Below are 22,430 nucleotides of genomic sequence, written 5' to 3' on the forward strand. Positions count from 1 at the left end.
ACGTTCAACCTCGTCTCATTCCGCTGCAAGTGCGCAACGACTGTTCAACGCCGCGGTTGTCGTGGGCCGCATTGCTTTCGTCCGCCGAACGGCTCGCATTCGCGTGCGCGGAAGAGGGGTGCCCGATGGGGATTTCCGGGGACGGTTCGATCGCGATCATCGGAATGTCCTGCCGGTTGCCCCAGGCGCCGGACCCGGACGCGTTCTGGCGGCTGCTGCGCGACGGGCGGGACGCGGTCTCCCCGCCGCCGGACGGGCGGGCGGGGCGGTTGCCGGCCGGGTTCCTCGACGACGTCGCCGGGTTCGACGCGGCGTTCTTCGGCATCTCGCCGCGCGAGGCGGCGGCCCTGGACCCGCAGCAGCGGCTGGTGCTGGAACTGGCGTGGGAGGCGTTGGAGGACGCCCGGGTCGTCCCCGGCACGCTCGCCGGCGGCCGGACGGGCGTGTTCATCGGCGCGACCTGGGGGGACTACGCGGCGCTGAGCCGGCCCACCCCGCACACCCTAACCGGCACGAACCGGGGCATCATCGCCAACCGCGTGTCGCACTTCCTCAACCTGCGCGGACCGAGCCTGACCGTCGACTCCGCGCAGTCCTCCGCGCTGGTCGCCGTGCACCTCGCGGTCGAGAGCCTGCGGCGTGGTGAGAGCGACGTGGCGCTGGCCGGCGGGGTGAACCTGAACCTCGCCGCCGACCGCGAGGCGAGCGCGGTGGAGTTCGGCGGGCTGTCCCCGGACGGCCGCAGCCGCACCTTCGACGCCGACGCCAACGGGTTTGCGCGGGGCGAGGGCGGCGGCGTTGTAGTGCTCAAGCCGCTGGCCAGGGCACTCGCCGACGGCGACCCGGTGCACGCCGTGATCCTGGGCAGCGCGGTGAACAACGACGGCGCGACCCCCAGCCTCACCGTGCCCAGCGCCGACGCCCAAGCCGAGGTCATCCGCGAGGCACTGCACCGCGCGGGGCTCGGCCCGGACGACGTGCAGTACGTCGAACTGCACGGGACCGGCACCCCCGTGGGCGATCCGGTCGAAGCCGAAGGCCTCGGCGCGGGGTACGCCGGCCGGGTGACCGAGCTGCGGGTGGGCTCGGCGAAGACCAACGTCGGTCACCTGGAGGGCGCGGCCGGCGTGGTCGGCCTGATCAAGACCGTGCTGAGCCTCCGCCACCGGCAACTGCCTGCCAGCCTGCACCACCACACGCGCAACCCTGCAACTGCAATCAGCACGTTCAGTCTGCACGTGCAGACTGCACAGACAGACTGGCCGCGTCCGGACAAGCCGCTGGTCGCCGGCGTGTCGGCCTTCGGCATGGGCGGCACCAACGCGCACGTGATCATCGCCGCCGCCCCGGAGGCCCCCGACCAAGAGGACCGAGCCCCGGACGCCCTCGCCCCGGACGCCCCAGCGGAGCCGGACCTGGGTGATGACTCCCTGGTGTCGTGGGTGGTGTCCGGCAAGACACCACAGGCGTTGCGAGCCCAAGCCGGCCGCCTCCGCGCCCACCTCGCCGCCCACCCCGAGCTGTCACCAGCTGGGATCGGCCTAGCCCTGGCCACCACGCGCACCCACTTCGCCCACCGTGCCGTCGTCCTCGGTGACCAGGCGTTGGACGCGCTCGCCGAAGGCCGCCAAGCACCCGGCCTGATCACCGGCCGCGCCGACCAGCGGGGACGCACGGTCTTCGTCTTCCCAGGCCAGGGCGCGCAGTGGGTCGGCATGGGTCGCGAGCTGTACGAGACCGAGCCGGTGTTCCGCACCGCGGTCGACGCGTGCGCCGAGGCCCTCGCCCCGCACACCGACTGGTCCCTGGTCGACGTCCTGCGGGACGGCCCGCTGGACCGCGTGGACGTCGTCCAGCCGGCGTTGTTCGCGATGATGGTCTCCCTGGCCGCGTTGTGGCGTTCGCACGGCGTCGAACCCGATGCGGTGGTCGGCCATTCGCAGGGCGAGATCGCCGCCGCCCATGTCGCGGGCGCATTGTCATTGGCCGACGCGGCCCGGGTCGTGGCGTTGCGCAGTCGTGCGCTCACGTCGTTGACCGGGCGCGGTGGAATGACCTCCGTCACACTTCCGGTGGGCGCGGCCGAAGAACTCGTCGCGCGTTGGGAAGACCGGTTGACGGTCGCGGTCGTGAATGCGGCGGATTCGGTCGTCGTGTCCGGTTCGACGGCCGCCTTGGCGGAGTTGACGGCGGAGTGCGCGCGGCTCGGCATTCGGACGCGTGCCATTCCGGTTGATTATGCGGCCCATTCGATTCAGGTGTCGGCCATTCGGGAAAGGCTGCTGGCCGATTTGGCCGATGTGCGGTCCCGGACCGGGAGCGTGCCGTTCTACTCGGCGGTCACCGGCGGGGCGTTGGACACGGCCGGGCTGGACGCCGCCTACTGGTACCGCAACCTGCGCGAGCCGGTCCGGTTCGACCGGGCGACCTCCGCGTTGCTGGCCGCCGGCCACGACGTCTTCGTCGAGGTGAGCCCCCACCCGGTGCTGACGCCCGCGATCGAGCGGGGGAGCGTGCTCACCGGGACCCTGCGTCGCGACCAGGGCGGACGAGCGGACTTCCTGGCCGCCGTGGGCCGGCTCTTCGTGGCTGGCGGGCAGGTCGACCTCACCGCCGCCTTCCCGTCGACCACGAACCCGGTGGACCTGCCGACCTACGCCTTCCAACGCCGCCCGCACTGGATCGACGACCCGGTACAGCGAGAAGACCCGGCACAGCGGCAAGACCCGGTACAGCACGAAGAGCCAGACCCGGCCCCCGAGCCGTCCGACCCCGGCGAGCAGGTCACCGCCGCCATCGCCGCCGTCCTCGGCCACGCCGACCCCACCGACATCGACCCCTCGCTCACCTTCAAGGAGCTGGGCTTCGACTCGGTCATGGGCGTCGAGCTGCGCGAACGCGTCAACAGCGCACTCGGCCTGCGCCTGCCCTCCGGCCTGATCTACGACCACCCCACGCCCGCCGCCCTGCTGTCCCACCTCCGCGGCACCCGACCCGACGACCCCGAACCCACAGCGGCCCAAACCCAAAACGACGACGACCCGATCGTCATCGTCGGCATGGGCTGCCGACTCCCGGGCGGGATCGGCTCGCCGGAGGACCTGTGGCGGCTGGTCGAGCGGGACGGGGACGTGATCGGCGACTTCCCGACCGACCGGGGCTGGGACCTGGCCCGCCTGCACGACCCCGACCTGCGCAGCGCCCGCACCAGCGCCGTAAGTAAGGGAGGGTTCCTCGACGACGTCGCCGGCTTCGACGCCGAGTTCTTCGGGATCTCGCCCCGCGAGGCGTCGGCGATGGACCCGCAGCAGCGCCTGGTGCTGGAAACCGCCTGGGAGACCTTCGAGCACGCCGGCATCGACCCGACGTCCCTGCACGGCAGCCGGACCGGCGTCTACACCGGCATCTGGTCGTCGGGCTACGGCGTCGGCACGCCGGTCCCGGAGGACGTGGAGGGCTACCTCGTCACCGGCACGGCCACCAGCGTCACCTCCGGCCGGGTCGCCTACCACCTGGGCTTGCGCGGGCCGGCGCTGTCGGTCGACACCGCGTGCTCGTCGTCGTTGGTGGCCATGCACCTCGCGGCCCAGGCACTGCGCTCCGGGGAGTGCGACCTGGCGCTGGCCGGCGGTGTCACGGTCATGGCGACCCCGGACATCTTCACCGAGTTCTCCCGTCAGCGCGGCCTCGCGCCGGACGGCCGCAGCAAGCCGTTCGCCGCCTCCGCCGACGGCACCAGTTGGAGCGAGGGCGCGGGCCTGGTGCTGCTGGAGCGCCTGTCCGACGCCCGCCGCCGCGGCCACCGGGTGCTGGCGGTGGTCCTGGGCAGCGCGGTCAACCAGGACGGCGCCTCCAACGGCCTCACCGCGCCCAACGGCCCGTCGCAGGAGCGGGTGATCCGCCAGGCACTGTCCAACGCCGGCCTGCGATCGTCCGATGTGGACGCCGTCGAGGCGCACGGCACCGGCACCACCCTGGGTGACCCGATCGAAGCCCACGCCCTGCTGGCCACCTACGGCCGCGACCGCTCCGCACCGCTGTGGCTGGGGTCGGTGAAGTCGAACATCGGCCACACCCAGGCCGCCGCGGGTGTCGCCGGGGTGATCAAGGTGGTGATGGCGCTCCGCCACGCCCGCTTGCCCCGAACCCTGCACGTGGACGAGCCGACACCGCACGTCGACTGGTCGGCTGGCAACGTCCGCCTGCTCACCGAGCCCACCCCGTGGCCGGACACCGGTCGCCCCCGGCGGGCCGCCGTGTCGGCGTTCGGCATCAGCGGCACCAACGCCCACCTCGTCCTCCAGCAGGCCCCGGACGACACCGCCCCGGCCGACCCCGCGCCGGAGCGGCCGGTGCCGTGGGTCGTGAGCGCGAAGACCGAGAACGCCCTGCGCACCCAGGTCGACCGCCTGCGCGAGTACGCCCACACCCACCCGGACGTGTCGGTCGCCGTGATCGCCCGCGAACTGGCCGGCCGGACCAGGTTCCCGCACCGCGTGGTGCTCGTCGGCGCGGACCACGCCGAACTGCTCGCCATCCCACCGGCCGAGTCGCCGCGCGCGACCGGCAAGTCGGTGTTCGTGTTCCCGGGCCAGGGCGCGCAGTGGGTGGGCATGGGCCGGGAGCTGTACGCGACCGAGCCGGTGTTCCGCGCGGCGATCGACGCGTGCGCCGAAGCCCTTGCGCCGCACGTGGAGTGGTCGCTGGTCGAGGTTTTGAACGGCGGCGAGTTGGACCGTGTGGATGTGGTCCAGCCCGCGTTGTTCGCCATGATGGTCGGCTTGGCCGCGCTGTGGCGCTCCTACGGCGTCGAGCCGGACGCGGTCGTGGGGCACTCGCAGGGTGAGATCGCGGCGGCGTATGTGGCCGGGGCGCTGTCCCTCGACGACGCGGCGCGGGTGGTCGCTTTGCGCAGCAAGGCTTTGGTGGCCATCTCCGGCTTGGGCGGGATGGTGTCGGTGGCCCTGCCGCCGGACTCGCCGCTGTTGTCTGGGCTGTCGGTGGCGGTGGTGAACTCGGCGTCCAGCGTGGTGGTGTCGGGTGCGCCTGATGCCCTGGACGAGCTGCTGGGCGTGTGTGAGCGGGAGGGTGTGCGGGCTCGGCGGATCCCGGTCGACTACGCGGCTCACTCGGCTCAGGTGGAGGCGGTGCGTGACCGGCTCCTCCATGATCTGGGGGACATCCGTCCGCTCGAACCCCGGATCCCGTTCTACTCCACGGTCGTCGACGGTTTGGTGGAGCGGGCGGATGCCGCGTACTGGTACCGGAACCTGCGGGAGCCGGTGCGGTTCGACCGGGCGGTGGACACGCTGTCCGCCAACCACGACGTCTTCGTCGAGGTGAGTCCGCACCCGGTGCTGGTGCCCGCGCTCGCCGACGCCACGGTCGTCACCGGCACCCTGCGCCGCGACCGGGCTGCGCGCCAGGAGTTCCTCACCGCCGCCGGACGCCTGTTCGTCGCCGGCTTGGACGTCGACTGGACGCCCGCCCTGCCGCCTGCCGGCCGCGTGGACCTGCCCACCTACGCCTTCCAGCACGAACCCCACTGGCTCGCCCCGACCACACCCGCCGACCCGTGGCGCTACGAGGTCGCTTGGTCGCCCGTGACCGCCACTGGAGTCCCCACAGGCCGCTGGTCGGTGCTCGCGCCGGACGGTGATCATCCGTGGGTGGACGCCGTGGTGGAAGCGTTGCGGGACAACGGTGTCGAGATCGTCGAGACCGACGCGGACGGCGTGCTGTCGTTCCTGGCCTTCGACGAGTCGCCGCACCCCGACCACCCGGCCGTGTCCGTGGGCCTGGCCCGGACCCTGGAGGCGGTGCGCGACCGGACCGCGCCGCTGTGGTGCGTGACCCGCGGCGCGTTCGGCGACAATCCGCGACAGGCGCTGGTGTGGGGTGTGGGCCTCTCGGCGGCGCTGGAGTTCCCGGACCGCTGGGGCGGCCTGGTCGACGTCCCGGACACCCCCGACCCGACCGCCGTGCGCAGACTGCTCGCCGCGCTCACCGGCCCGGAGGACCAACTGTCGATCCGCGAGGACGGCATCTTCGCCCGCAGACTCCGCCGCGCCCGACCGACCCCACCGGTCCGCACCTGGCGACCGGAGGGCACCACCTTGATCACCGGCGGCACGGGCGCACTCGGCACCCGCGTGGCCCGATGGCTGGCCGACCAAGGCGCCGAACACCTCGTCCTCGTCAGCCGCACCGGTGTGAACCCAGCCCACCTGGGCCTGACCGGGACCCGCGTGACGGTGGCCGCGTGCGACGTCACCGACCGCGCCGCGCTGGCCGCCCTGCTCGACGAGGTCGGCGAAGTCCGGTCGGTGTTCCACGCCGCCGGCGCGATCAAGGCGAGCCGACTGGCCGACGACGACCTGGCCGGGTTCGCGGAGGTGATCGACGCCAAGGTCACGGGCGCGGCCAACCTGGCCGACCTGCTCCCCGACCTCGACACCTTCGTGCTCTTCTCCTCGACCGCCGGGATCTGGGGCGACGGCCACGGCGCCGCCTACGCGGCCGGCAACACCTACCTCGACGCCCTCGCCGCCCGGCACCGCGCGCAAGGTCGGGCGACCACGTCGGTGGCGTGGGGCATCTGGGCCGAAGGCGGCATGGCCGCGCTGGAGTCGGTCCAACGCCAACGGCGGCTGCTCGGCCTGGGTGAGATGCCCTCCGGGCGGGCGCTCGCCGCACTCCGGGACGTGCTCGACCAGGACGTGCCGCACGCGGTGGTCACCCCGGTGGACTGGGCGCAGTTCGCCCCCGCCTACACCCGGCAGCGTCCCGGCACCCTGCTCGCGGACCTCCCCGAAGCCCGAGTCCGCGAGGAACGCGTCGAGCCGGTCGCGCGGCCCGGCCTGGACGTCCTGGCGCTGGTCCGGACGCACACGGCCGCCGTCCTGGGACACGCCTCCCCGGACGCCGTCGACACCGGCCGGGCGTTCAAGGACCTCGGGTTCGACTCCCTCACCGCGGTCGAGCTGCGCAACCGCCTCGGCGCGGCACTGGGCCGGAAGCTGTCCGCCACCCTCGTCTTCGACCACCCCACACCCCAACGCCTCGCCGCCCACCTGCGCGGCGAGGACACCCCGGCGGTCACCACCTCAGCCGCAGCCACCGACGAACCGCTCGCCATCGTCGGCATGGGCTGCCGCTACCCCGGCGGCGTCGAGTCGCCGGAGGACCTGTGGCGGCTGGTGTCCGAGGGCGTGGACGCCATCGGCCCGTTCCCCGACGACCGCGGCTGGGACCTGGAACGCCTCCACGACCCCACCGCGGCCCGCCCGCGCACCTCCTCCACCCGGCACGGCGGCTTCCTGACCGACCCGGCCGGTTTCGACGCGGCCTTCTTCGGGATCTCGCCACGCGAGGCGTTGGCGATGGACCCGCAGCAGCGGGTGTTGCTGGAGACCGCCTGGGAGACGTTCGAGCACGCCGGGATCGATCCGACTTCGTTGCACGGCAGCCGGACCGGCGTCTTCACCGGCATCTGGTCCACCGGGTACGCCGCCGGCCCGATCCCCGACGACCTGGAGGGCTACCAGGTCACCGGCACGGCGACCAGCATCGGCTCCGGCCGCCTGGCCTACCTGCTGGGCCTGGAAGGACCCGCGCTGTCGCTGGACACCGGCTGCTCGTCGTCCCTGGTGGCGTTGCACCTGGCGGCACAGGCGCTGCGGTCGGGGGAGTGTGACCTGGCCTTGGCGGGCGGCGTGACGATCAACGCCACCCCGTCGCTGTTCACCGAGATGTCCCGGCAGGGCGCGAGCGCGCCGGACGGTCGCAGCAAGTCCTTCGCCGCCGCCGCCGACGGGGCCGGGTGGTCGGAGGGCGCAGGCCTGGTGCTGGTGGAACGCCTGTCCGACGCCCGCTGGCACGGTCACCGGGTGTTGGCGGTGCTGCGGGGCACGGCGGTGAACCAGGATGGTGCGTCGAACGGGTTGACGGCTCCGAACGGTCCTTCGCAGGAGCGGGTGATCCGGCAGGCGTTGGCGAACGCTCGACTGGAACCGTCCGATGTGGACGTTGTCGAAGCGCACGGCACCGGAACGACACTGGGTGACCCGATCGAGGCGCAGGCGTTGTTGGCCACGTACGGCGCTGGTCGTACGGAGCCGCTGTGGTTGGGGTCGGTGAAGTCGAACATCGGCCACACCCAGGCCGCGGCCGGCATGGCGGGCGTGATCAAGGTCGTCGAGGCGATGCGCCACGGCGTCCTGCCGAAGACCCTGCACGTGGACGAGCCGACACCGCACGTGGACTGGTCGGCCGGGAACGTGCGACTGCTCACCGATGCGCTGCCGTGGCCGGAGACCGGTCGGCCGCGCCGGGCCGGCGTGTCCGCGTTCGGGATCAGCGGCACGAACGCCCACGTCATCCTCGAACACGCGCCGGAGCCCTCCGAGGCCGAGACCGACGACCCGCTGTGGCTGCTCTCCGCGAAGACTCCGGAGGCCTTGCGGCGGCAGGCCGCGCGGCTGCGCGACTTCCTCGCCGACCGTCCTGAGCAGCCTGGGATCGGCCGGGCTCTGGCGGTCCGGGCACGTTTCGACCACCGCGCGGTGGTGCTGGACCCGGCTGCGCTGGATGCGCTGGCGGAGGGTCGTGAGCACCCAGGCGTGGTGACCGGTGTCGCTGAGAAGCGGCGGACCGTCTTCGTGTTCCCGGGCCAGGGCGCGCAATGGGTCGGGATGGGCCGGGACCTTTACGAGACCGAGCCGGTGTTCCGCGAAGCGATCGACGCGTGCGCGCGAGCCCTTGCGCCGCATGTGGAGTGGTCGCTGGTAGAGGTTCTGAACGGTGGCGACTTGGACCGTGTGGATGTGGTCCAGCCCGCGTTGTTCGCGATGATGGTCGGCTTGGCCGCGCTGTGGCGGTCTCGTGGTGTTGAGCCGGACGCAGTGGTGGGGCACTCGCAGGGCGAGATCGCGGCGGCTTATGTGGCTGGGGCGCTCTCCCTGGAAGACGCCGCACGAGTGGTTGCGTTGCGGAGCAAGGCTTTGGTGGCGATCTCCGGGTTGGGTGGGATGGTATCAGTGGCCTTGCCGCCGGATTCGCCGGAGTTGGCTGGGCTGACGGTCGCCGTGGTGAACTCGCTGACCAGCGTGGTGGTGTCGGGTGAGCCGGCCGCGTTGGACGAGTTGGTCGCGCGGGAAGGCGTGCGGGCTCGGCGGATTCCGGTGGATTATGCAGCACACTCCGCGCAGGTCGAGGCCGTGCGGGAGCGGTTGCTGGAGGATCTGGCGGACGTCAGGCCGCTGAAGGCCCGGATTCCGTTCTACTCGACCGTGGTCGATGGGCTGGTGGAGCGGGCGGATGCCGAGTACTGGTATCGGAATCTGCGGGAGCCGGTGCGGTTCGACCGGGCTGTGGAGGCGTTGGCGGGGCATCTGTTCGTCGAGGTGAGCCCGCACCCGGTGTTGTTGCCTGCACTGGATGTTCCGTCCGTGGGCACCCTTCGCCGTGGTCACAGTGACTTCCGGACGGCCCTGGCGGCACTGATTGCCCACGGCTACGACCTGGCCACGGCGGCACCGGGCCGGATCAGCCTGCCGACATACCCGTTCCAGCGCACCCGGTACTGGCTCACCACGACCACCACGGAGTCGAGCCTCGGTCACCCGTTGCTCGACGACCTCGTCCCACTACCGGACGAAGGCGCGGTGCTGACCGGCCGGCTGTCCACCCGCACCCACCCGTGGCTGGCCGACCACGCCGTCGAAGGCACGGTCCTGTTGCCGGGCACGGCGTTCGTCGAGCTGGTCACCACGGCCGGACGTGCGCTCGGGCACCCGGTCGTGGCGGACCTGGTCCTGCACGCCCCGCTGACCCTCACCGATCGACCCACCCACGTCCAGGTGTCCGTGGGAGCGCCGGACGACGCGGGCCGGCGGCCGGTGTCGGTGCATTCCCGGGTCGACGGCGAGTGGACCCGTCACGCCTCCGGGACGCTGGAACCGGAACGCCCCGCCGCCGTGTCGCCGTGGACCCCCACAGGCGCACAGGTCGACCCGGACGCCTTCTACGACCACCTCACGGCCCTTGGCTACCAGTACGGCCCGGCGTTCCGCGGCGTCCGCACGCTCCAGCACGGTGACGACGAGGTGTTCGCCGAGGTCCACGTGCCCGACGGCACCGGCTTCGGCCTGCACCCGACGTTGCTGGACGCGGCGCTGCAACCGGTGATCCTGCTCCACCCGGACCACCGCGTGCGCCTGCCGTTCTCCCTGACGGGCGTGGCCGTGCACGCGCAGGGCGTCTCCACGGCCCGAGTTCACCTGTCCCGCACCGGACCGGACACCTTCACCGCGGCCGTGACCGACCTCGCGGGCGCGCCGGTGGCGACCATCGACACGCTCACCGTGCGCCCGGCCGCCCAGACCACGCTGCTGCGGACGGGCTGGGTGCCGTTGACCGAGTCCGCACCCGTGCCGGTGCGACTGGCGCCGGTCCTCACCGGGACGCCGGACGCCGGGTCGGTGCACGCCCTCACCCGGCAGGCCCTGGCCCTCGTGCAGGACCACCTGCGCTCCGACGACCCCGCCCGCCTGGCGGTGCCCGTCCGCGCGAACGACCCGGCGGGTGCGGCCGTGCGCGGCCTGGTCCGCAGTGCCGCCGCCGAGCATCCCGGGCGGTTCACGCTGGTCGAGCTGGACGGGGATGCTACGCCCGAGCAGGCCGCGACCGCCGCCGCCGTGGCGGGCGATGAGCCGGAGCTGGCCGTGCGCGGCGGCACGGCGGTCGTGCCCCGGCAGACGTCGTTCAGCCCGCGACCGCTGTCCCTCGACGGTCCGTGGCGGCTGGTCGAGTCCGGCACGGGCAGCCTGGACGACCTGATGTTCGCCGACGTCGCGGAATCGCCGCTGGAATCGGGTCAGGTGCGTGTTCGGGTGCGCGCGGCGGGCGTGAACTTCCGGGACGTGCTGGTCGCGCTGGGGATGTACCCGGGGGCGGCGCTGCTGGGCGGTGAGGCCGCCGGGACGGTTGTGGAAGTCGGTCCTGGGGTTTCCCTACAGCCTGGGGACCGGGTGTTCGGGTTGGTGCCGGGCGCGTTCGGGCCGCGTGCGGTGGCGGACCACCGGTTGCTGGCCCCGGTTCCGGACGGGTGGTCGTTCGGGCAGGCGGCGGCGGTGCCGGTGGCCTTCCTGACGGCCTGGCACGGTCTCGTGGACCTGGGTCGAGTCGGACCCGGTGACCGCGTGCTGGTCCACTCCGGCGCGGGCGGTGTCGGGACGGCGGCGATCCAGTTGGCGCGTTACCTGGGCGCGGAGGTCTTCGCGACGGCGAGTCCGGGCAAGTGGGACGTGTTGCGGGGCTTGGGGTTGGACGAGGACCACATCGGGTCGTCGAGGACCTTGGAATTCGAGCAGCGGTTCCCGCAGGTGGACGTGGTGGTGAACTCGCTCGCGGGTGAGTTCACCGATGCTTCGCTGCGGTTGCTCGCGCCGGGCGGGCGGTTCGTGGAGATGGGCAAGACCGATGTCCGTGCTCCCGAAGGCGTGGACTACCGGGCGTTCGACCTCAACGACGTCGACCCCGTGCACCTGGGTGAGGTGCTGGGCGAGGTGCTGCGGTTGTTCGCCGAGGGCATCTTCCGGCTGCCGCCGATCGCGACCACGGACGTCCGGCGGGCGGCGGAGGCGTTCCGGCTGATGAGCCAGGCCGGGCACACCGGCAAGCTCGTGCTCACCGTGCCCGACCTGTCCGACGGCACGGTGTTGATCACCGGTGGCACCGGGACGCTGGGCCTGGAGTTGGCTCGGCACTTGATTGCCCGGCACGGGGTTCGGCGATCGGTGCTCGTGAGCCGCAGTGGCGGCACCGCGCCGGAGTTGGACGCCGACGTGCGGGTGGTGGCGTGTGATGTGTCGGACCGTGCGCAGGTAGCGGAGTTGGTGGCATCGATCCCCGACTTGACGGCGGTGGTGCACGCGGCCGGCGTGCTCGACGACGGTGTGGTGGACGGGCTCACCGTCGAGCAGTTGGACCGCGTGCTGCGGCCCAAGGTGGACGGCGCCTGGCACTTGCACGAGCTGACCGCCGACCTGGACGCGTTCGTGCTGTTCTCCGCCGCCGCCGGCGTGCTGGGCACGCCGGGCCAGGCCAACTACGCGGCGGCCAACTCCTACCTCGACGCCCTGGCCCGCCACCGCCACGCGCTGGGCCTGCCCGCCGTGTCGATGGCGTGGGGTTATTGGGCGCAGAGCAGCGGCATGACCGCGCACCTCACCGCGACGGACAAGGAGCGCTTCGCCCGCGCCGGCATCGCGCCGATGACCACCGAACAGGCGCTGGCACTGTTCGACGCGGCCCTGGCCGGCGGCCAGCCCACCGTGACCACCGCCCACCTGACAACCAAGTCCACCCGTGCACTCCCACCGCCCGCCGCACCGGAAACCGACCTGCTGGCACTGGTCACCACCCACACCGCGGCCGTGCTCGGCCACACCGACGCCGCCGCGGTCACCGCCCGGCTGGCGTTCCGGGACCTCGGGTTCGACTCGCTCACGGCCGTGGAACTGCGCAACCGGCTGGCGTCGGCGACCGGCCTGCGCCTGCCCGCCACCCTCGTCTTCGACCACCCGACACCCGAGGAGCTGGCCGACCACCTGCGTCACCAGATCGCGGGCACTCAGCGGGAGGTGGTCGCCCCGACCGTCAAGGCGGTGGACGACGACCCCGTGGTGATCGTGGGCATGGGATGCCGTCTGCCGGGCGGAGTCGGCTCGCCGGAGGACTTGTGGCGGCTCGTGACGGATGGCGTGGACGCGATCGGCGGTTTCCCGGTCGACCGTGGGTGGGACTTGGAGCGGTTGTACCACCCTGACCCGGATCATCCCGGGACGAGTTACACCCGGTCCGGTGGGTTCCTGTCGGGTGTGGCTGGGTTCGACGCCGACTTCTTCGGGATCTCCCCGCGTGAGGCGTTGGCGATGGATCCGCAGCAGCGGGTGCTGTTGGAGACCGCCTGGGAGACGTTCGAGCAGGCTGGGATCGATCCGACCTCGTTGCGGGGCAGCCAAACCGGCGTGTACACCGGCCTGTGGTCCTCCGGGTACGGGGGCAACGCCGACCTCGCGCCTCGGGACGCCGAGGGTTACCTGGCCACTGGGATCTCGCCGAGCGTGACGTCCGGCCGGGTCGCCTACCACCTGGGCCTGCGTGGCCCGGCCCTGTCAGTGGACTCCGCGTGCTCGTCGTCGCTGGTGGCGATGCACCTGGCGGCGCAGGCGCTGCGGTCGGGTGAGTGCGACCTGGCGTTGGCCGGTGGTGTCACGGTGATCGTGAACCCGTTGGGGTTCACCGAGTTCTCGCGGCAACGCGGGCTGTCGCCGGACGGGCGGTGCAAGGCGTTCTCGGCGTCGGCCGATGGGACCGGCTGGGGCGAGGGCGTGGGCCTGGTGCTGTTGGAGCGCCTGTCCGACGCGCGTCGCAATGGCCACCGGGTGCTGGCGGTGTTGGCCGGTTCGGCGGTGAACCAGGACGGGGCGTCGAACGGCTTGACCGCTCCGAATGGCCCTTCGCAGGAGCGGGTGATCCGGCAGGCTTTGGCGAGTGCGGGTCTGCGGCCGTCCGATGTGGACGCCGTGGAGGCTCACGGGACCGGCACGCGGCTGGGCGATCCGATCGAGGCGCAGGCGTTGCTGGCCACGTATGGGGCTGATCGGGCCGAGCCGTTGTGGTTGGGGTCGGTGAAGTCGAACATCGGGCACACCCAGGCCGCCGCGGGCGTGGCCGGTGTGATCAAGATGGTGATGGCCCTGCGGCACGGTGTGCTGCCGAAGACCCTGCACGTGGACGAGCCGACACCGCACGTGGATTGGTCCGCCGGGGAGGTGCGACTGCTCACGGATGCGATGCCGTGGCCGGAGACCGGTCATCCGCGCCGGGCCGGCGTGTCGTCCTTCGGCGTCAGCGGGACGAACGCCCACGTGATCCTGGAGCAGGCCCCAGAAACTCCTGTGACTGTCGCTGAGTTGCCGTGGGTGGTCTCGGCGAAGTCGGAATCGGCTCTGCACGAGCAGGTCCGGCGCATCCGTGAGTTCGCGGCGGGCCATCCTGACACGATCGGGATTGGCCAGGCTCTCGCCACGCGCGCCCGTTTCCCCCACCGAGCGGTGATTCTCGGGGATGACGTGGTGACCGGTGTCGCTGAGGAGCGGCCAACAGTCTTCGTCTTCCCGGGCCAGGGTGCGCAGTGGGTCGGGATGGGCCGGGAGCTGTATGCGCAGGAGCCGGTGTTCCGCGAGGCGATCGATGCGTGTGCGGAGGCCCTTGCGCCGCATGTGGAGTGGTCGCTGGTAGAGGTGTTGAACGGCGGCGATCTGGACCGTGTGGATGTGGTCCAGCCCGCGTTGTTCGCGATGATGGTCGGCTTGGCCGCGTTGTGGCGTTCTCGTGGTGTTGAGCCTGATGCTGTGGTGGGGCACTCGCAGGGTGAGATCGCGGCGGCTTATGTGGCTGGGGCGCTTTCACTTGAAGATGCCGCACGAGTGGTTGCGTTGCGGAGCAAGGCTTTGGTGGCGATTTCGGGCCTTGGTGGGATGGTGTCGGTGGCGTTGCCGTCGGATTCACCGCTGTTGGCTGGGCTGACGGTCGCGGTGGTGAACTCGCCGACCAGCGTGGTGGTGTCGGGTGAGCCGGCCGCGTTGGGCGCGTTGTTGGCGCGGGAGGACGTGCGGGCTCGGCGGATCCCGGTGAGTTATGCAGCGCATTCGCCTCAGGTCGAGGTGCTGCGCGAGCGCCTGTTGGAGGATCTGGCGGACATCACGCCGCTGGAAGCCCGGGTTCCGTTCTACTCGACCGTGGTTGACGGGCTGGTGGAGCGAGCCGACGCGGAGTATTGGTATCGGAATCTGCGGGAGCCGGTGCGGTTCGACCGGGCCGTGGAGGCGTTGGCGGGGCACCTGTTCGTCGAAGTCAGCCCGCACCCGGTGCTGGTGCCCGCCCTGGACGTCCCGTCCGTCGGCACGCTCCGCCGCGACCACAGCGACTTCGACACCGCCGCCGCCCGGCTGTTCGTCGCCGGCGTGGACGTCCGCTGGCCCGTGCCCGCCGCTCCGGTGGACCTGCCGACCTACCCGTTCCAGCACGAGCACTACTGGATGACCCCCTCGACGGGCTCGGGGGACGTCACCGCCGCCGGGCTCGACGCGACCGACCACCCGCTGCTCGGCGCGGCCGTGGACCTGGCCGCCGGGCGGGGTGTGGTGCTCACCGGGCGGCTGTCCACGGCGACCCAGCCGTGGCTGGCCGACCACACCGTCCACGGGTCCGTGCTGCTGCCGGGCACCGGGTTCCTGGAACTGGCTCTGCGGGCCGGGAGCCGGGTCGGCCGGCCCGTCGTCCGGGAACTGCTGCTGGAGAGCCCGATGGTGCTGGGCGGCCCGGTGTCCGTCCAGGTGGTGGTCAAGGGGGACGAGGTCACGATCCACTCCCGCGAGGACGACACCTGGGTGCGGCACGCGCGCGGCACGCTCGGCGCCGACGTCCCCGGCACACCGGAGTGGAGCTGGCCGTCGGACGCCGAACCGGTGGACCTCACCGGCTTCTACGACGACCTCGCCGCCCGCGGCTACGAGTACGGTCCGGCGTTCGAGGGTGTGCGCGCGGTGTGGCGGCACGGTGACGACCTCCTCGCCGAGGTCGCGCTGCCGATCGAGGACGCCTTCGACCTGCACCCGGCCCTGCTCGACGCCGCGTTGCAGCCCCTCACGCTGGTCGCCGCCGGTACCGTGCCGTTCACGTTCGCCGGGGTCGCGGTGCTCAAGCCGGGTGTGTCGGCGGCCCGGGTCCGGCTCACCCCGACCGGGAGCGACACCTACCGGGTCGTGCTGGCGACCGACGCGGGCGAACCCGTGGCCGTCGTGGACGCGCTGACCGTGCGGCCGATGACGGCGGACTTCCAGGCCAGGGACCACCGCCTGTTCCGCCTGGACTGGGTGCCCGTCACCACTTCGCTCGTCCCGGCAACTATCGTTCCTGGAACGATAGTTCACCGCGTGATCACTCCGACCGGCGTTGACCCGGCTGAGGCCGCGCACACCCTCGCCGAACAGACCCTGGCCGTCGTCCAGGACTTCTTGCGCACGTCGGAGGACGGCAAGCTCGCCGTCGTCACGCGCGGCGCGGTAGACGGGAGCGACCCCGCCGCCGCGACGGTGTGGGGTCTGGTCAGGGCGGCCGAAGCGGAACACCCTGGCCGGTTCGCGCTGGTGGACGTGGACCACGACGGCGAAGTCCGGGTGCCGGCCGACGAGTTCCAGGTCGCGGTGCGCGGTGACGCGGTGCTCGCGGCTCGGCTCGACCGGGTCGCCGCGCAACCCGGCGCACTCGACCCGGACGGCACCGTGCTGATCACCGGCGGCACCGGCACCCTAGGCCTGCTGCTGGCCCGCCACCTGGTGGCCCGGCACGGCGTGCGGCGGCTGGTGCTGCTGGGTCGTCGGGGCGGCACGGTGGAGATCGAGGGCGCGGACGTGTCGGTCGTGGCGTGCGATGTCACCGACCGGGCCGCGCTGGCCGACGTGCTCGCGTCGATCCCCGACCTGACCGCCGTGGTCCACGCGGCCGGTGTGCTGGACGACGGTGTGGTGGCCTCGCTGACCTCGCAACGCCTGCACGACGTGCTGCGGCCGAAGGTCGACGCCGCGTGGCACCTGCACGAGCTGGTCGGCGACGTGAAGGCGTTCGTGCTGTTCTCCTCGGCCGCCGGGGTGCTCGGCGGCCCCGGTCAGGCCAACTACGCCGCCGCCAACGCCTTCCTGGACGCCCTCGCCGCCCACAGGCACGCCCTCGGCCTGCCCGCGGTGTCGCTGGCGTGGGGCCAGTGGGCGCAGGACAGCGGCCTGACCGGGCACCTCACCGAGGCCGACCGCCGCCGCCTCGAACGCTCGGGTGTCGTGCCGATGTCCACCGAACACGCGCTGGCCCTGTTCGACGCCGCCCTGGGCGACGGCAGTCCCGCGCTGGTGCCCGCCCGTCTCGACCTGACCGCCCCGGCGTTGCGCGGCCTGACTCGCCGCGCCCGCCGGACCGCGGACGCCGGCTGGGCGGACCGGCTCACGGCACTACCCGAGACCGAGCAGCACGCAGTGGTGCTCGACCTGGTCGGCTCGCACACCGCCGTCGTGCTGGGCCGGTCCGACGCTGTCGCGCCGCGCCGGGCGTTCAAGGACCTCGGGTTCGACTCGCTGACCGCCGTCGAGCTGCGCAACCGCCTGTCCGCCGCACTCGGCGTGCCACTGCCCGCGACCCTCGTCTTCGACCACCCGACACCGGCCGGCTTGGCCGAGCACCTGCGCGAAGTGTTGCTGGGCGCGCGGCGAGAGGTCGAGAAGCCGGCGGTCGCGGCGGTGACCGGCGATCCGGTCGTGGTGGTCGGGATGGGCTGCCGTTACCCAGGCGGTGTCGGGTCGGCGGCGGAGCTGTGGCGGTTGGTGTCGCAGGGCGTGGACGCGACCGGCGAGTTCCCGACCGATCGCGGCTGGGACGTCAGCTACGACTCGGACGGCGGTCCGGGCACCACCTACACCACGCGCGGCGGGTTCCTCGCCGACGCCACCGACTTCGACGCGGCCTTCTTCGGGATCTCGCCGCGTGAGGCGTTGGCGATGGACCCGCAGCAGCGGGTGTTGTTGGAGACGGCGTGGGAGACGTTCGAGCACGCGGGGATCGACCCAACTTCGTTGCACGGCAGCCGGACCGGTGTCTTCACGGGCATCTGGTCGTCCGGCTACGGCGGCGGGACGCAGCCCGCCGACCTGGAGGGCTACCTGGCCACCGGCACGGCCACCAGTGTCACTTCGGGTCGGGTGTCCTACCTGCTCGGGCTGGAAGGTCCGGCGGTGTCGGTGGACACGGCGTGCTCGTCGTCGCTGGTGGCGATGCACCTGGCGGCGCAGGCGCTGCGGTCGGGGGAGTGCGACCTGGCGCTGGCGGGCGGGGTGACGGTGATGGCGACCCCGTCCGGGTTCGTGGAGTTCTCCCGCCAGCGCGGTCTGGCCCCGGACGGGCGGATCAAGGCGTTCGCGGACGCGGCCGACGGCACCGGGTGGTCGGAGGGCGCGGGTCTGGTGCTGCTGGAGCGGCTGTCCGATGCCCGCCGGCGCGGCCACCGGGTGTTGGCGGTGTTGCGGGGCACGGCGGTGAACCAGGATGGTGCGTCGAACGGGTTGACGGCTCCGAACGGTCCTTCGCAGGAGCGGGTCATCCGGCAGGCGTTGGCCAATGCGGACTTGCGACCGTCCGATGTGGACGTTGTCGAAGCGCACGGGACCGGCACGACGCTGGGTGACCCGATCGAGGCGCAGGCGCTGTTGGCCACCTACGGACAGGACCGTGCGGAGCCGCTGTGGTTGGGCTCGGTGAAGTCGAACATCGGCCACACCCAGGCCGCCGCGGGGGTCGCGGGCGTGATCAAGATGATCGAGGCCATGCGGCACGGCACCCTGCCGCGCACCCTCCACGTCGACCAGCCGACCACGCACGTCGATTGGGACAGCGGCGACGTGCGGCTGCTCACCGAGACGACACCGTGGCCCGCGCACGACCGGCCGCGTCGCGCGGGCGTGTCGTCCTTCGGCATCAGCGGCACCAACGCCCACGTGATCCTGGAGCAGGCCGAGCCCGAGCCGGTCACCACCCCGGAGTGGGTGCCGTGGCTGCTGTCGGCGAAGTCGCCGGAAGCGTTGCGGGATCAGGCTTTGCGGCTGCGGGACTTCGTCGACGACCCGGCGGCGGGTGCGGCGCTCGCGTCCCGTGCAAGGCTGCCGTACCGGGTGGCGCTCACCGACCCGGACCGGCTCGCCGCCGACCTCGACGCCGTGGCGCGGGGTGACGCTCTTGTCGAGGCGCACGACGGCAAGTCCGCGTTCGTGTTCTCCGGCCAGGGCGCGCAGTGGGCCGGCATGGGGCGAGGTCTCTACGACGCCCACCCGGTGTTCGCGCAGGCCTTGGACGAGGTGTGCGGGAAGCTCGGCTTGCGGCTGTGGGAGGTCGATCTCGACCAGACCCGGTACACGCAGGCGGGGTTGTTCGCGGTCGAGGTGGCGTTGTACCGGTTGGTCGAGTCGTTGGGGATGACTCCCGACTACCTGGTGGGGCATTCGGTCGGGGAGATCGCCGCTGCCCACATCGCCGGGGTGTTGAGCTTGGAGGACGCCTGCACGTTGGTGTCCGCGCGGGGCCGGTTGATGCAGGAGTTGCCGCCGGGCGGGGCGATGGTGTCTGTCCGCGCGTCGGAGGCGGAAGTCCGGGAGGTGCTGCCGGAGGGTGTGGCCATTGCGGCGGTCAACGGGCCTGACGCGGTGGTGATCTCCGGTGATGAGGACGCGGTGCTGGCGGTTGCGAGTCGGTGGGAGGCCCGGCGGCTGTCGGTGAGCCATGCGTTCCACTCGCCGCGCATGGAGCCGATGTTGGCCGAGTTCGCGGAGGTCGCTCAAAGCCTGACCTATCACCCGCCCACGACCCCGATCGTCTCCACCGTGGCGGGTGAGCCTGCCGACATGGCTACGCCTGAGTACTGGGTGCGGCAGGTGCGGGAGACGGTGAGGTTCGGCGCGGCGCTGGAGTGGTTGCGGGGCAACGGGGTCACGGCGTTGCTGGAGATCGGCCCGCACCCGTCGCTGGTGCCCAACGGCGTGATGCGGCGCGACGACGAAGACCGCGTCCTCGCCGCGTTGGGCCGTGCGTGGGTCGAGGGCGCGGAGTGGATCCTGCCGACCGGGCACGCCGACCTGCCCGCGTACGCGTTCCAACGGGAGCGGTTCTGGTTGACGCCGACCGCAGCGGCCGACGTCACGGGAGCAGGCCTCGGCACCGCCGACCACCCGCTGTTGGGGGCGGTGGTGGAGCTGCCGGACGATCAGGGCGTGGTGCTCACCGGGCGGTTGTCGCCGGGCACCCAGCCGTGGCTGGCCGAGCACACGGTCCTGGGGTCCGCGGTGCTGCCGGGGACGGCGTTCGTGGAACTGGCCCTCCGGGCGGGCCGGCAGGTGGGTTGCCCGGTGGTCGGGGAGCTGGTGCTGGAGGCCCCGCTGGTGGTGTCGGACGCGGTCGACGTGCGGGTCACGGTCGGTCCGCCGGCGGAGGGCGGGCGCAGTGTCACCGTGCACTCCCACACCGACGGCGACTGGCTGCGGCACGCCACCGGCACGCTGACCACCGACAGCACGCCGCCGCAGCTGTGGACCGAAGCCGGTGAGGCGGTCGACCTCGACGGGTTCCACGACACCCTGGCCGACGCGGGCTTCGAGTACGGGCCGACCTTCCGCGGGCTGCGCGCGGTCCGCCGGGCGGGCGAGGACCTGTTCGCCGAGGTCGAGCTGCCCGCCGACGCCGACCGGTTCACGCTGCACCCCGCCCTGCTGGACGCCGTCCTGCAAGCCGTCACGATCGCCGACGACCGCCCGAAGGTCCCGTTCTCGTTCACCGGGGTGGCCGTGTGGGCGACCGGCCGCACCACCGCCCGCGCCCGGCTGACCGCCACCGGCCCCGACTCCTACCGCGTCAGCCTGGTCGGCCCGTCCGGCGAACCGGCCGCCGCGATCGAGTCGCTGACCCTGCGCGCACCCGCGGCCCGGCGCGACCACGCCCTGTACCGGGTCACCTGGCCCGAGATCCCCACCCCCCAAGCCCGGACGTCCGACCACTACCACCACGCCACGGACCCGGCGGAAACCCTGCGAACCCTCCAGGACTTCCTCGCCACACCGGGCGACACCCGCCTGGTGGTGGTCACCCGCAACGCCGTATCGGTGCACGGCGAGGACGTGGACCCGCAGGCCGCCGCCATCTGGGGCCTGGTCCGCTCGGCCGCCGCCGAACACCCGGGCCGTCTCGCCCTCGCCGACACCGCCGCCGCCCCCGCTGGCAGCGCGGACCTTGCCGGCACCGCTGCCCTCGCTGGCAGCGCGGACCTTGCTGGCGGCGCGGATCTCGCCGGCGGCGCGGATCTCGCCGGCGGCGCGGATCTCGCCGGCAGCGCGGATCTCGCCGGCACCGCTGCCCTAGCCAGCGGTGCGGACCTTGCCGGCAGTGCTGCCCTCGCTGACACCGCTGCCCTCGCCGGCAGTGCGGACCTTGCCGGCAGCGCGGACCCGAGGCCGGCCGTGGGCGACGAGCCGGAAGTGGCGGTGCGGGCCGGCCGGACCCACGTCCCCCGCCTGGAACGCGCCGAACTCGCCGCCCTGCCCTCCACCTTCGGCCCCGACAGCACGGTGCTCGTCACCGGCGGCACGGGCGGCCTGGGCGCGGTGATCGCCCGCCACCTCGTCACCCACCACGGCGTCACCCGCCTGGTCCTGGCCAGTCGGCGTGGGCCGGACGCACCGGGTGCCGCCGAACTGGCCGCCGAGTTGGGTGCCGTGGTCGTCGCCTGCGACGTGGGCGACCGCGACGCCGTGGCCCGGCTGCTCGCCGAACACCCGGTCACGGCGGTCGTGCACGCGGCGGGCGTGCTGGACGACGGTGTGGTCGAAGCCCTGGACGCCGACCGGCTGGCCACCGTTTGGGCACCCAAGGCCGACGCCGCCCGGCACCTGCACGAGCTGGCCGGCGACCTGGAGGCGTTCGTGCTGTTCTCCTCGGCCGCCGGGGTGCTCGGCGGACCGGGGCAGGCCAACTACGCCGCCGCGAACGCGTTCCTCGACGGCCTGGCCGCCCACCGGCACGCCCTCGGCCTGCCGGCGGTGTCGCTGGCGTGGGGCCAGTGGGCGCACAGCGGCATGACCGACAAGCTCACCGACGTCGACCGGCGGCGGATCGCCGGCGCGGGTGTGGCGCCGCTGGACATCGACGCCGCCCTGGAGCTGTTCGACGCCGCCATCACGGCCGGGGAACCCGCGCTGGTGCCGATCCGGTTCGACCTGCCGGCCCTGCGCCGCGTCACCGACCCGCCCGCGGTGCTGCGCTCGATGGTCCGCCCGCGCCACCGCACCGCCGACCCGACCACGGACGTGCGGGAGGTGGTGCTGCGCGCGGTCGCCCACGTCCTGGGCCACACCTCGGCCATCGACCCGCGCCTGCCGTTCAAGGACCTCGGGTTCGACTCGCTGACCGCCGTCGAGCTGCGCAACCGGCTCACCGCCGAGACCGGCTTGCCGCTGCCCGCCACGCTGGTCTTCGACCACCCGACCCCCGAACGCCTCGCCGACCACGTGCGCGACCGCCTGGGCGCGGCGGCACCGGACCCGGTGCTGGCCGAGCTCGACAGGCTCAAGTCCACTTTGGACACCGCGACGACCGCCGACCACGACGAGATCGCCGCGCGCCTGGCGGACCTGCTGGCGTCGTGGACGGCAAGGCGCGGCTCGTCCGACGACGACCTCGACGACGTCACCGACAGCGAGCTGTTCGACATCCTCGACGACGAGCACCGCAAGACCCAGGTCATCCGATCCGGCGAGCACCGCGAGGCGGGGGAGTAG

General features: G+C 72.8%; 1 protein-coding gene. It reads left to right on the forward strand.

Features of this window, described 5'->3' with window-relative positions; translation table 11 throughout:
• The first annotated feature begins 125 nt into the window (after positions 1 to 125).
• Positions 126 to 22,430, forward strand: coding sequence for an SDR family NAD(P)-dependent oxidoreductase (locus WBN91_RS17270; protein ID WP_337724838.1), 22,305 nt, complete (start codon positions 126 to 128; stop codon positions 22,428 to 22,430).

The sequence above is a fragment of the Saccharothrix sp. CCNWYY140 genome (genome assembly GCF_037401995.1).
In the GTDB taxonomy this organism is placed as follows: Bacteria; Actinomycetota; Actinomycetes; order Mycobacteriales; family Pseudonocardiaceae; genus Actinosynnema.